Annotated in this window: 11 protein-coding genes; 5 read left to right on the top strand and 6 right to left on the bottom strand. The window is 64.7% G+C overall.

Annotated features, from left to right (window positions below; genetic code table 11):
• Nucleotides 1-348 precede the first annotated feature (348 nt).
• Genes JJJ16_RS01605 through JJJ16_RS01590 form a run of 4 tightly spaced genes read left to right on the top strand, consistent with a single transcriptional unit; the run spans nucleotide 349 to nucleotide 3,156 of the window.
• On the top strand, nucleotides 349-1,467 hold the full coding sequence (locus JJJ16_RS01605; protein WP_318836511.1) for a glycine zipper domain-containing protein: 1,119 nt from the start codon (nucleotides 349-351) through the stop codon (nucleotides 1,465-1,467).
• Between the two features lie 14 nt (nucleotides 1,468-1,481).
• A complete protein-coding gene (locus tag JJJ16_RS01600; RefSeq protein ID WP_225904959.1) occupies nucleotides 1,482-1,907 on the top strand; it encodes a hypothetical protein in 426 nt (141 codons plus the stop codon).
• Nucleotides 1,904-2,395 carry a hypothetical protein gene (locus JJJ16_RS01595; protein WP_318836510.1) on the top strand — a complete coding sequence of 164 codons (492 nt, stop codon included), beginning with the start codon at nucleotides 1,904-1,906 and terminating at the stop codon, nucleotides 2,393-2,395. The genes JJJ16_RS01600 and JJJ16_RS01595 overlap by 4 nt, the downstream gene beginning before the upstream one ends.
• Nucleotides 2,392-3,156, top strand: a complete 765-nt coding sequence (locus tag JJJ16_RS01590; protein WP_219751125.1) for an XRE family transcriptional regulator — start codon at nucleotides 2,392-2,394, stop codon at nucleotides 3,154-3,156. Before JJJ16_RS01595 ends, JJJ16_RS01590 begins: the two co-directional genes overlap by 4 nt.
• A 56-nt stretch (nucleotides 3,157-3,212) precedes the next feature.
• Here the strand turns inward: JJJ16_RS01590 and JJJ16_RS01585 are convergent, their stop codons facing one another.
• From JJJ16_RS01585 to JJJ16_RS01560, 6 genes are all read right to left on the bottom strand, one after another.
• Nucleotides 3,213-3,983 (bottom strand): XRE family transcriptional regulator, encoded by a 771-nt coding sequence (locus JJJ16_RS01585; protein ID WP_219751124.1) that lies wholly within the window; start codon nucleotides 3,981-3,983, stop codon nucleotides 3,213-3,215.
• Entirely contained in the window at nucleotides 3,980-4,621 is a 642-nt protein-coding gene (locus tag JJJ16_RS01580; protein ID WP_219751123.1) for a hypothetical protein, read from the bottom strand. The genes JJJ16_RS01585 and JJJ16_RS01580 overlap by 4 nt, the downstream gene beginning before the upstream one ends.
• Before the next feature lie 404 nt (nucleotides 4,622-5,025).
• Nucleotides 5,026-5,853, bottom strand: coding sequence for a glycerophosphodiester phosphodiesterase (locus tag JJJ16_RS01575; protein ID WP_219751122.1), 828 nt, complete (start codon nucleotides 5,851-5,853; stop codon nucleotides 5,026-5,028).
• Nucleotides 5,850-6,833: a M23 family metallopeptidase gene (locus JJJ16_RS01570; RefSeq protein ID WP_219751121.1), complete on the bottom strand. Its 984-nt coding sequence runs from the start codon at nucleotides 6,831-6,833 to the stop codon at nucleotides 5,850-5,852. Before JJJ16_RS01570 ends, JJJ16_RS01575 begins: the two co-directional genes overlap by 4 nt.
• Before the next feature lie 44 nt (nucleotides 6,834-6,877).
• Nucleotides 6,878-7,912 carry a hemolysin family protein gene (locus tag JJJ16_RS01565; protein WP_219751120.1) on the bottom strand — a complete coding sequence of 345 codons (1,035 nt, stop codon included), beginning with the start codon at nucleotides 7,910-7,912 and terminating at the stop codon, nucleotides 6,878-6,880.
• Nucleotides 7,909-9,237: a hemolysin family protein gene (locus JJJ16_RS01560; protein ID WP_219751119.1), complete on the bottom strand. Its 1,329-nt coding sequence runs from the start codon at nucleotides 9,235-9,237 to the stop codon at nucleotides 7,909-7,911. The genes JJJ16_RS01565 and JJJ16_RS01560 overlap by 4 nt, the downstream gene beginning before the upstream one ends.
• Nucleotides 9,238-9,557: 320 nt before the next feature.
• Between JJJ16_RS01560 and JJJ16_RS01555 the strand changes: the two genes are divergently transcribed.
• Nucleotides 9,558-13,418, top strand: a complete 3,861-nt coding sequence (locus JJJ16_RS01555) for a multifunctional oxoglutarate decarboxylase/oxoglutarate dehydrogenase thiamine pyrophosphate-binding subunit/dihydrolipoyllysine-residue succinyltransferase subunit (RefSeq protein ID WP_219751118.1) — start codon at nucleotides 9,558-9,560, stop codon at nucleotides 13,416-13,418.
• The last annotated feature ends 19 nt before the right edge of the window (nucleotides 13,419-13,437 follow it).

Here is a 13,437-nt window from a genome sequence, read left to right as displayed (position 1 = left end):
GCGGGCTATCCTGATCTGTTAATGTTGACCATATCGTAAGGGGAGACAAATGGCCGATGGAGTCAGATGGGACGCGACCGCAGTGTCGCGTGCCATCACTATCTTGAACTACTCAAGCGAGAACATTGCATCCCGCAGTCTTACACCACCTAGTAACGCGGGGAGTAATGAGGCAGCCCTCGCGACACAGGTTGAGAGGATCAATCGTGTCATAGAGAAGGCTTCCTTCTGTTCTTCTACTATCGCTCGTGGTCTAAGCGCCGCATCCGAGGCTTTTGCAAACACCGATGATCAGGAAGCTGCCAGCATGAAGACAGTGGGAGAATATCTGAACGCCAGGGGGCCACGATGAGTACCGATGAAGATACACCACAACACGGAGCATGGTTTTCCATGCCTTTCCCCATTAACGTCGACAATCTCTTCGCGTTCAAGGATCAATGCGCACAAAGTTCCGGCGCATTGCGTACCGCAGACGGCGATACGATGCGTGCTTCTTCCATTGTCGGCCAGCAGGAGGCGCTCTGTGTCCAGTCGTGCCAGTACGATTTACAAGTCGCATCAGACGTGTGTGAAGGGATCTCCAACGATCTGAAAGAACTCACGAACGCTGTATCAGAACTCGCCTGGGCAATGAAGTCAGTACGCGACACGTATCAGGGAATCGCACAGGAAGCTCAAGACTGTGGTCTGCTCGTCAACGGCGACACAGTGAGCCTATACGATGAGTCGGACGACTACCTTGGCAGCAAATTTAACGAGCTGCAAGCGCAAGCCGAGGTCCAACGATTGAATTACGAACGCGCCGAGCACGTGTTTTCACTCGCCCTAGACAGCCTGAAAGTGGATACCTATGAGCAATTGATTGAGCCCGTATTCAACGCGCTCAAGGACCAGTTTGTTTTGGATGACGAGCACCCTTACGCTAACGCTCTCCCCTACACGATGGGTTTAGTTGATACTGGTGGCAATGCTGTAGCCGCAACCACGATGATGCGTTACAGGGGAGGTTATACGCCTCCCCCAGGATACTTCGCCAACGGCGACCTGCAAGCTTGGACATTCCGCCCAACAGGGACACAAGTCATAGAACCAGCTGGAACACGAACGATAGCTCCGATAGCCTCAAAGGCTGGAAAGGTAGCCGGCGTAGCGGGGGCGGTTGTCGACGGCGGTATCACCGCCTACAACACCTACCAAACCGATACCGAGCAGCACCCAGAATGGAGCGAGGGCCACAAGGTCGCGCGAGCGGGCGTCAAAGGAACTTTGACAGGGGGAGCTACGTGGGTTGGCGCCTGGGGAGGAGCCAAAGTTGGTGCTGCCATCGGCGCTGCTGTCTCAGGGCCTTTTGCCCCCGTTGGCGCTGTCGTCGGCGGCATTCTCGGCGGCGTCATCGGCGGGGTAGCCGGCCATTACATCGGCGAAATGTCGGGTGATGCAATCAATAACGCTGCACTCAATTAACAATGGACAATTTCATGAACGAGAACATTAGACTGGCTATCGGCGGAATCGGATTAGGTCTGCTCGTAGCGACAATATGGTACGCCGAGATGTTCACAGACTCGAAGGCTGCGAACCTGTGGCGACGAATGAACGGCAAGGGAAGAATCAGCAGAAATTATGCCGCAATCGGAGCACCCGCATTTGCATGCATTTTTCTTCTGAGCGGCACCTTAGGTATCATTAACTATTTCCGACCAGGTGGCATTTTGCCGCGCATCGTCGCCATTTTGACCCTCGTATTTCTATCTTTCTTCTTGATTGGCCTTCTACCCATCAAGTTTCCCCGGTGGGTCTACGCGGATTGGCAGTACGCCAAGCGCCATGGGCTCTTAGACGACGATGGCAACATTGATCAGGAGGCATACGAGAAGCACTCACGCGGTGGTGGATTCTGGTGAACGAACAGGTAACAATGACCCTTTCCTCGGGATGGAGATTCCTGACCCCGGAGGAACACGCACAGCTCGGCCCCCTCGCGGATGATCCCAGCGTTCGGCTCGTTGCTGTCGCTCAGACGAAAGATGAGGGTAATGTTCCAACCTTCGTGGTAACCGGCGGAGCACTCAGCACCGACGCGAGCGACGACGACGTCTACGCAGACACCATCAGGCAGGTGGAGGAAGCGTTGCCCGGATTCCACCTTATCGACGACTTCGCATGGCCGGTTCTCCCGGAGGGGGCTCGATGGCGAACAGGCGCCTACATTCTCGACGATGTGTCGCTGACCCTCAGTCAGCTCACATGGATAACACGCACTGCACCCGCCGGGCAGCACCCTCCGCAGCGTTTCCTGTGGACCGCGACGTGCACATGCCCCAGCATTCTATTCCCAACGATCATCGATGATTTCATCACGATGGCTCAAACCCTGAAGGTGACCCCGTGAGCGACCATCCAATCGACAGCGACTCCTCGGATCAGATCATCGTCACCGTCGAGCAGGCAGATGCCCTGCTCGAGATGATTGCCAGCGACGAGAATGCCGGGCGCATTTCAAGCGCTGCTCTCTCCAGCGGACTGGTGTCGCTCGGATTGGCCGGCGCCAACGGCTTAGCCGGCGACGCCGCACGCATCCTCGAACCAGTGCGAGCAGCTCGCAGCCAACTTGCGATCCGCGTCGTATCCCCCAGCATGCGCGGCATCGTACGCGACTGGAGGATCTGGCCCACAGCACCTCGCTCCGTCGTTATGCGTTCCGACGTGGACGGCGTGCACTTCAGTCAGGTTGATTACTGCGAAGTCCCCCATATCTTGGCCTTTGCTTCCCTGCTGCACGCCGGACCTACCATCCACGATGGGCCTCCTTATATTCCCGCGGATTTCGTCGCTGCGGTTCGTTCCCTGGATGCACAAGGCGCTCAGGATGTGCTCAACGATCTCGTGACTTATGGTCCCGCAGAGTCGCACTTTGCCCAGGACTGCGTCTCGGGGAGTTGGAGTGTCGTCACTTGCGTACGCGAGGAGATGCACGGTCACGAGTGGCGAACCGGCTTGCACTATGAGTGTTTCGTGACAGACCATCTGCACGCCCAAATCCACGCGCCGCTTGACGAGGAAGCGCTCGCCCACCTGTCAGCCGATCCGACACTGGACGCACCACCACGAGCAGCGATCTGGGCAATGCTGATGGGGCTCCTCGCGCCCTAGCATCTGCCCGCTACACACCCGCGCCCACTGTCAGCAAGCAGGCCCCACAAGCCGCACTACTTGGCGAGCAGCTCCATCATGAACCCCCACAGCGCCGTGCGCGGCGGGGCGTCCAGGGTGGGCGCGTTCCGCTCGCGCATGAGGGCGAGTGCGCGAGGATCGATGGGCGTGTGCATACGCGCATGCATGTGGTCGGTGATGAAGCACTCGACATGCCCGACATCCTTCCAGGCACCCCGAGTCCGCTCCTCCCGCACGCACAGCACGACGCTCCAGCGCTTGTGCCAGCAGTCCTGCGAGAAGTGAGAGTCGCTGGGCCCTTGAGCGGCCACATCAATCAGGGCTGACTGCGCCCTCTCCAGGTCCACATCCCGCACTGCCTGCACGAAGTCAGCGGAAATCCACGGCGGGCCGTCATGGATGGTTGGCCCGGGCTCCAGGAGGCTCTCCTCGGCCAGGATGCGCGGGACATCGCAGTCATCGACCTGGGCGAAGTGCACGCCGTCGGCCTGGGCACGCATAACGACCGAGCATGGCTGCGAGGGCCAGATCCTCGCATTCCGCACCCCAATGCTCGGCCTCGGGGAGACGACGCGGATAGCGAGGCGCGAGTCGACCGTGCGCGCGGGACCCAGGATCGCCTCAGCGTCACCGATGAGGCCGTTGGAATCGGCGAGGCCAGCGGCCATGAGTCCGCTGACGGGCATCGCGCTCGATAGAGCGTTATGCCCTTCCCTTATGCCAATGAGGTCAATAAGCGCATTCGCCTGTTCAAGGGAGACGACGAGTTCCTCCGGCGACGAGGCCATGGTCCCTTCGACGCTCACGATTCCACCTCCAGAGTCTGCGCCATCTCCATGAAGCTGGCAACAATGGTTGGGAAGTCACTACTCGCACACGTGCATATCGCGGTCCACAGGAATCGGCGGGGTTCCTCGTCCCCTTCGTTTCTATGCCAGGTGAGCCACACGAGCTGCGAGACGGTCATCGAGGTGCCGTTGAGGGTGTACACGCCCGTGACGAGGCGGGTCCGCGACGTTGGATACGGCGCGACGGTGTCGTCAATGATGCGGCATCCAGGATGCGGCTCAGCCAGGCGATGAGCGCTGTCGTCGAGGATCTCCTTCTCTCCTTTGCCGCTGAAGACCTCAGTTTCAGTGATAACGATGTTCGGCACGTACCCTTCTTCTGCCTTCCCGACGGCAATGAAGCGAATACTCTCATCCTGGCCGAGATCCCCGAGCTCTCCGCGTTCCTCCTTCGACAGCTGCCTCCAGCCGGAGGCCACACGCATCGTCACACCTGTGCCCACATGACGATCTACCCCGCCGGAATCGCGGTTCTGAGAGGATTTCTTCCCGGCCTTCTCTTCTTCTAATAGGCCGTGCCGCTTGGCGTATTGCCAATCTTCATAGAAGCAATCGGGGTACTTGAAGGGGATGATAGCCACGAGAGCAGCGATCATGAGGAGCATACATACGCCAGCAAGACTGACAATCAACCATGTAGGTGCTCCAAGTGCCTCGGCGCATTTCACGAGGGCCCCCAGTAAGAACGCCGTCGAGATTGCAGGAAACGACACCGCACTGAAGTTCTGAGCGGCCCTCCCCGTTCCAAGGATCCTTCTCAGACGAAACCCAATCCCCACCCGACGCCACAGCTCGGCGGTCGGGTTGTCACAGAACATTCTCATGTACCACGTGAAGAGACCCAACGTTCCGAGAATGAAAGCTCCCAGTACCCACATCGGCGTTTCCCTCTACTACTCGTTTTCCCAGAGCCTCATCGACGAGGCAATCAACACGTTTGTTCAGGTGGATTGGCGGGCGCGCACCCTCCGGTGCACGCCCGCCAATTCAAGCAATAACCTCAGTCCCTGGGACCCGAAACAGAACCCGGAGCCGGGGGCTGCGTCCACAGGCCGCGTTGGTCCAGGAAGTCGCGCAGGAAGACGGGGCGGTCGGTGATGATGCCGTCGACGCCGACCTCGAGGAGGCGCAGCACGTCGGCCACCGTGTTGATGGTCCACACGTGGACGGCCAGGCCCAGGGTGTGGGCGGTGGCCACGAAGCGCTCGTCGACGACGCGGATCGGGCCCTGATGCATGGGCACCTGCGCGGCGATGGCGCCCTGGCGCGGGCCAGGCACGTGCCACCAGGCGGGGTTCGTGGCGCTCTTCGCGGCACCCACGAGGCGTACGACGGCCTCGGTACCCAGCGACGTGGCGACCGCGCGGGAAGGATCCGAGGCAGCGATGTCGCGCACGGCGCGCAGGCGCGGCTCGGAGAAGGAGGCCACCAGGACGCGGTCGGCCGCTCCGTGGTCGGCGATGACGTCAAGGAGGGGGCCTTCGACGCCCGGCTCCTTCGCGTCGATGTTGAAGTACATGTCGGGGAAGGCCTCGAGGACCTGGGCGAGCAGCGGCATCTGCTCCCCGGAGTCGCGGTGGCGCAGCTTGGACAGCTCGCGCCACGTCATCTGAGCAATCACGCCAGTACCGTCGTAGCAGCGGTCCACGGTCTCGTCGTGGCAGATGACGACCTTGCCGTCGGCGGTGACGTGGGCGTCGGTCTCCACGTGGCGGATCCCGGCCTCGTAGGCGTAGGCGAAGGCACTCATCGTGTTTTCGGGGGCCTCCTCGCTGCCGCCGCGGTGGGCGAAAACGATGGGTCCCTGACGCATGGTGACGGGCATCATGAGCAAGACTCCTGTCCGAGATAAACAGCTTTGTTTGCCTGCATCCACGCGTCCGGATCCACGGGGGTATCCGAGGAGTCGTGGATTTCAAAGTGCAGGTGCGGGCCCGTCGACCAGCCGTTGTTGCCGACCGCGCCGATGACCTGCCCGGCGGTGACGGTGTCACCGACCTTCACTTTAATTTTGTTCATGTACTGGTGCAGGTAGGCGGAGTGGAAGACGGTGCCATCGGAGCGCGTGTGCTTGATCTGCACGTAGGCGCCCGATCGCGAGTTCTCCGCGACCTCCTCGACGACGCCGCCGTACACAGCGGTGATGGGGGTGTCGAGCGGGGCGGCCATGTCGATGCCCTCGTGGGCCAGGAGCTGGCCGGACACGGGCGAAATACGCATCGTGAAGGGCGAGGTGATCGTGTAGGTCCCCTGCGGCAGCGGCCAGTAGATCGTGTCGGCGACGACGCGCACGTTGCGGTTGCCGTCCGCCCCATTGCCCGACGCGCAGCCGGTGATGGACACGGGGGCCTTGGCCTTGGCACGGGAGTTCGCGGTGAGGGTGCCGTCCAGGGCGGTCGCCTGGGGCAGCGCGGAGGACAGGGCCCAGCTGGGGCCGCCCACCGACGCGCCGAAGGCTCGCGCGGGCACGGTCAGGGAGGAGTCGGATCCGACGCGTCCCGTCATGGGCACGGCGATCGTCGTGCCCGCCAGCCCCAACACGAGGAGGGCGCGCAGGACGTAGCCGACCGGGTGAACATTGCGTCGTCGCTCCCCCGTCGACGAGGCCGGGGTTTCCTCCGCGTCCTCGAGATCCGTCGCGGGATCAGGGGTGGGGGCCGAGGCCTCGTCAGTCATCGGAATCGCCGACGTCGTCGGGTTCTCCTGCTGGTCGTCCGTGTCGTGGGGGCGCGCCGCGCGCAGCTGCGAGCGCTTCGGCAGCGGGCACTCGGTGTCGCTCACGCTCTCCCCCTTGTCTGTGTTCGTCACGAAGTTTTGACCTCGATCTAATGTACCTTGCGGATCGCGGCTCGTCACGGGCGTTGGAGAACGTCTCGGACTTCGCCGACCAGCAATTCGAGGATGTCTTCGAGGAAGAGGATGCCGACGACTGCTCCCGCATCGCGCACGAGAGCGCAGTGCACGCCGGTGCGCTGCATGTGGCGCAGCGCGTCTTCGACCTGGTCGTCGGCGGACACGGCCTCGAGGCGTCGGATGCGCCACGGGGTGATCGGCTGCTCGCGATCCTCACCGGTGGCGTACAGGACGTCCTTGAGGTGCACGTAGCCGACGATGGAACCGTCGTCGCCGGCGATCGGGAAGCGCGAGTAGCCCGTGTGGGCGACCTGTTCTTCCACGTCTGCCGGTGTGGCGCCCTCGGGCAGAACGATGAGCTTGTCGAGGGGGACCATCGCGGTCCCGGCCGTCTCCTCGGAGAATTCCAGGGTGCCGCTGAGCAGGCCCAGCTCGTCGGTCAGCACGCCCTCCTCCTGCGAGGCGACGACGATCGAGGCGACCTCCTCGATCGTGTAGGAGGCAGAGATTTCCGAGCGCGGCTCGTAACCGGCCAGGCGCACGAACCAGTTCGCGAAGCGATCCATGGCCTCGATGATCGGGCGCAGGACGTGCCCCAGGCGCACGAGGACGGGGGCCAGGATCAGCAGCATGCGCACGGGGGCGGCAATCGAGATGTTTTTCGGGACCATCTCGCCGAAGACGACGTGGCAGAAGAGAACGATGACGAGGGCGACCGCGAAGCCGACGACGTGGCTGGTCGCCTCGGGCGCGCCCAGGCGCTCGAGCGGAGACTCGACGAGGTGCGCGATCGTGGGCTCCGCGACGACGCCCAGGGTCGTGGACGCGACCGTCACGCCCAGCTGGCAGATCGCCAGCATGAGGGACACGTGCTGCAGCGCGTACAGCGCAGCGGCCGCGCCGCGCGCACCCTCGTCGGCGAGAGGCTCGACCTGCGAGCGACGCGTCGAGGTGACCGCGAACTCGCCGGCAACGAAGAAAGCGTTGACGGCCAGAAGCGCCACGGTGATGGCGAGACCAACTCCCACGCTCACAGCGACGCCTCCTCAACCTCGGCCTCGGGGGCGGGCGTGATCGCCACCTGGGCAACGCGACGCCCCTGCATCTGGGTGACCTCGATGCCGATGCCGTCCACGCTCACGCGCGATCCAACGACTGGAATCTCGCCCAGCTCGTTCATGACGAGGCCGCCGATCGTGTCGTAGGGTCCGTCCTCGGGCAGGTTGATGTCCGTGCGGCGCGCGAGCTCGTCGGGGCGCAGCGTCCCGGGAACGAGGAAAGTCCCGTCGGGGCGCGGGCGAATGCCGAGGCGACGCTGGTCGTGCTCGTCGGAGACCTCACCGACAATCTCCTCGATGACGTCCTCGAGGGTGACGATGCCGGAGACGCCGCCGTACTCGTCGACGACGACGGCCATCTGCAGGCCCTCGTCACGCAACTGGACCATGAGGGGACCGATCGGTACGGTCTCGGGAACCGAGGGCGCGTCGGTCATGAGAGACGACGAGATGACGGGGACTTCGGCGCGACGATCGGCAGGCACGGCGACCGCGCGGCGCAGCGACACCAAGCCGAGGATGTCGTCGGAGTCATCGCCGATCACCGGGAACCGGGAGTGTCCGGTTTCGCGGGCGAGGTCGAGCACGTCCTGGGCGCTGTCACCCTCGCTGAGGGTGTGCAGGCGGCCGCGGTCGGTCATGACGTCGGCGGCGCTCAGGGTGGACATGCGGATCGTGTTGACGAAAAGGTCGGCCGTGGACATGTCGAAGGTGCCTTCTTCGACGGAATGCTCGACGAGGGCGGCCAGCTCGGAGGCGGAGCGCGCCGAGGAGATCTCCTCCTGGGGCTCGATGCCCATGCGGGCGAGCACCCAGTTCGCGGTACCGCCCAGCACCCAGATGACGGGGCGGGCAACAGCAGTGAAGGCCATCTGGAAGGGGACGACGCGCACAGCAGTCGCCAGGGGGTGGGCCAGGGCGAGGTTCTTGGGGACAAGTTCGCCGAAGAGCATCGAGAAGACATTGATGAACGCGGCCGCCACGAATGCGGCGATGCCGGTCGCAAGCCCCCAGGCGAGGCCGACCGATCCGAGCAGGTCCTCCAGCAGGTCGGCCAGCGCGCTCTGCGTCGTGTAGCCGAGCAGGATCGTGGTGAGCGTGATGCCTACCTGCGCGCCCGACAGCTGGGTGGACAGCGTGCGGGTGGCGCGCAGGACGGAGGCGGCTCCTCGGTCCCCTTCCTCGGCCTTCTTGTCGAGGACGGCTTGGTCAACCGCGACGAGCGAGAACTCGGCGGAGACGAAGACGAAGGTGCCGGCCGTCAGGACGATGCCGAGCAAAAGCATGAGGACGGTCGTCATCGCGTGGCCCCCTCGACGAGGCCGGGGCGGGTCGCGGGTACGCGCGCGGACAGGGGGTGAGAAAGAGCGGCGATAACGCCGGCAGTGTCGCAGTCCATGATGGTTACAGTCTAGCCGCCCAGCCCGCCTCTCCCAGCGCGCATTTCCACACACCGCGGGGCATGTGCCAACAATCATTCTTCAACGGACCAAAGACCCTTGAAGTACACGCCAAAGGTGTACCAGGTTTCGTGAAGATGATCACGCGGCGGTACGATTGTCAAGGTATGGCCGCGCGGGAAATAACCTGATCGCGCGGCGCGACACTTACGGAGGAATACGTGCCCACTCCCACCGCTTCCCAGCCCGATCCGCAGTGGTACATCGCGAAGATGCGAGACCTCTACGAGCGCGATCCACAGCTCCTGGATCCCTCCTGGCGTGCCTATTTCTCCACCGAGTCCGCTCCCCCGCAGCTGCGCGCCAAGCGTCCCGACATCCCCGAGGGCACTCCCTCAGCCCCGGAGCCGGCCCCGGCCTCGTCGGCCAATGCCGCAGTCCCCGTTGATCCCGTTGCCCCCGTCTCGGTGACCCCGCCGACCCTCGATATCGAAGACGATGCGCCCGAGGCGGGCGCCACCGAGCACGCACACGTCGTCTCCGTGACGCGTTCCGACCTGCCGCCCGCCCCGCCCGCCGCCGTCGCCGAGGCCACCAGCCCCTACACGCGCCAGCAGCACGGGCGCGCGGCCTTCACGCTCTTCCAGGGCGCCCCCTCGCACGACGAGCTCCACATCCTCAAGTCCGCGGCGCGCGCGACCGCCAAGCACATGGAGGCCTCGCTCTCCATCCCCACGGCCACCTCCCAGCGCCAGATCCCGGCCAAGCTCCTCATCGAAAACCGCGCCCTCATCAACGCGCATCTGGCGCGCACCGTCGGCGGCAAGGTCTCCTTCACGCACCTCATCGGCTACGCCCTGGTGGAGGCGCTGTGCGAGATGCCCGACCTCAACGTGCGCTACACGATCGAAGGCGGCAAGCCCGCCGTCGAGCAGCTCGCGCACATCGGCTTCGGCCTGGCCATCGACGTGGCCGACGCGCAGGGCAACCACTCCCTGAAGGTTCCCGTCATCCACGACGCCGACACCCTGACCTTCGCCGAGTTCGTCGACGCCTACCAGGACCTCGTTGCGCGCGCCCGCACGGCGACGCTGACGACCGCCGACTTCCAGGGTGCCTCCGTCACGCTGACGAACCCAGGCACGCTGGGCACCACCACCTCCGTGCCGCGCCTCATGGTCGGCCAGGGCCTCATCATCGGCGTGGGCGCCACCGACTACCCGGCAGAATTCCGCGGCGTTTCCCCCAAGCGCCTGGCCGCCCTCGGCATCGGCAAGACGATGTTCTTCTCCTCCACCTACGACCACCGCATCATCCAGGGTGCGGCGTCGGGCCGCCTGCTGGCCCTGGTGGACGCCAAGCTCTCGGGCCGTGACGGCTTCTACGAGCGTGTCTTTACCTCGATGCACGTGCCCGCGCGCCCCTACGCGTGGGAAGCGGACTACGACTACGATCCGAACCACGAAAAGGGCAAGCCCGCGCGCATCGCGGAACTCATCCACGCCTACCGTTCGCGCGGCCACCTCGCGGCCGACACCGACCCTCTGGCCTACCGCGTGCGTCGCCACCCCGACCTCGATCTGTCGTCCTACGGCCTGAGCGTGTGGGACCTGGATCGCCCCTTCCCCACCGGCGGCTTCGGCGACTCGGACCAGATGCTGCTGCGTGACATCCTCACGCGCCTGCACGACACCTACACGCGCACGGTCGGCATTGAGTACATGCACATTCAGGACCCCGAGCAGCGCGCGTGGGTCCAGAAGCGCATCGAGCGCCCGTACGAGGCCCCCTCCCCCGACGCGCAGCGCCACATCCTGGGCACCCTCATCCGCGCCGAGGCGTTCGAGGAGTTCCTCCAGACGAAGTTCATGGGCCAGAAGCGCTTCTCCCTCGAGGGCGGCGAGTCACTGATCCCGCTGCTCGACCACATCCTGGCCGACTCCGCGCGCACCGGCATCCACGAGGTCGCCATCGGCATGGCGCACCGCGGACGCCTCAACGTGCTGGCCAACATCGCGGGCAAGTCGTATGCGCAGATCTTCGACGAGTTCGAGGGCAACTACATGCCCAACTCGGTCCAGGGCTCCGGCGACGTCAAGTACCACCTGGGCACGTGGGGCGTGTACTCCCTCGACGACGGCCTGGCCACGAAGGTCTACATGGGTGCCAACCCCTCGCACCTGGAGGCCGCTGACGGCGTCCTGGAGGGCATCGTTCGTGCCAAGCAGGAGCACCTGGGCGACCCGGACCTGCCGATCATCCCGATCCTCATCCACGGCGACGCCGCCTTCATCGGCCAGGGAGTCGTCCAGGAGACCTTCAACCTCTCCCAGCTCGAGGGCTACAAGACCGGCGGCACGATCCACATCATCGTCAACAACCAGATCGGTTTCACGACGGGCCCGACGCAGGGCCGTTCCACCGGCTACGCGACCGACCTGGCCAAGGGCCTGCAGGTCCCGATCCTGCACGTCAACGCGGACGACCCCGAGGCCGTCATCCGCTGCGCGCACCTGGCCTTCGAGTACCGCAACGCCTTCCACAAGGACGTCATCATCGACATGGTGTGCTACCGCCGCCGCGGCCACAACGAGGGCGATGACCCGTCGATGACCCAGCCCGTCATGTACTCCCTCATCGACCGCATCCCCTCCACGCGCGCTGTGTACATCCGCGGCCTCGTGGGTCGCGGCCAGCTCACCGAGGACGAGGCTCGTCAGTCGATCGCCCAGTACGAGGCGGAGCTCGGGCGCATCCTTGAGGAGACCCGCGCGGGCGGTGCCTCCTCGGTGTCCGAGATCAACCCGGGGAGTCGCACGCACGACCCGGCGCTCACCGTCGGTGTGGGCGAGGCCGGGGAATCCCCCGACGAGGAATGGACCATGCCGGAGTCCCAGATGCCCGGCATCGGCATGATGATCGGCTGGACGTCTGCTGCCCCCGCCAAGCAGCTGCGCCGCATCGGCCGCGCGCACACGCGCTTCCCGGAGGGCTTCGAGCCCCACCCGAAGCTGCGTCAGCTGTGCGAGCGCCGCCTCGAGATGGCGCTGGGCAACAAGCCCATCGACTGGGGCTTCGCGGAGCTCCTGGCCTTCGGCACGCTCCTCATGGAGGGCACCGGCGTGCGCCTGTCCGGCGAGGACGTGGGCCGCGCGACCTTCGTCCAGCGTCACGCGATCCTGCACGACGCGAACGACGGCCGAGAGTTTACGCCGCTGCGTTTCCTCACCGAGAACCAGGCGCGTTTCGACGTGTGGAACTCCCCGCTGAGCGAGTACGGCGTGCTGGCCTTCGACTACGGCTACTCGCTGGAGAGTCCCGAGACGCTGACGATCTGGGAGGCTCAGTTCGGCGACTTCGCGAACGGCGCACAGACCGTCATCGACGAATTCGTGTGCTCGGCCGAGCAGAAGTGGGGACAGCGTTCCTCGCTCGTCATGCTCCTCCCCCACGGCTACGAGGGTCAGGGACCTGACCACTCGAGCGCGCGCATCGAGCGCTACCTGCAGCTGGCCGCCCAGGACAACATGTGGATCGTCCAGCCCTCGACGCCGGCGAACTACTTCCACATGCTGCGCACGCAGGCTTACAAGCGCCCACGCAAGCCGCTCATCGCGTTCACGCCCAAGCAGCTGCTGCGTCTGTCGGCCGCTTCCTCGCACCTCGACGAGTTCACCTCGGGTGCCTTCCAGCCCGTCATCGGCGACTCCTCGATCACCGATCCGTCGTCGGTGACGCGCGTCCTGCTGTGCTCGGGCCGCCTGTACTACGACCTCGTCAAGGAGCGCGAGCACCGCGACGACACGTCGACGGCGATCATCCGCTTGGAGCAGCTCTACCCGCTGCCCGAGGCCGAGGTTGCCGAGGCCCTGGCCCAGTACCCGAACGCGTCGGTGACCTGGGTGCAGGACGAGCCTCGCAACCAGGGCGCGTGGCCGCACCTGGCGCTCAACCTCTTCCCGTCGCTGGGACGCCCGGTCCGCGTGGTGTCGCGCCCCGAGTCGGCGACGACCGCCGCGGGACGTGCCTCGCTTCACAAGGAGCAAGCAGCTACGCTTATTGCGCAGGCCTTCGAAGGCTAACGAGGGCCGGCGCTCCCAC

Source organism: Schaalia sp. ORNL0103, from assembly GCF_019429565.1.
Classification (GTDB): Bacteria; Actinomycetota; Actinomycetes; order Actinomycetales; family Actinomycetaceae; genus Pauljensenia.
The sequence above is the reverse complement of the archived record's forward strand: the minus strand, read 5'-3'. Positions and strand labels throughout refer to the sequence as shown.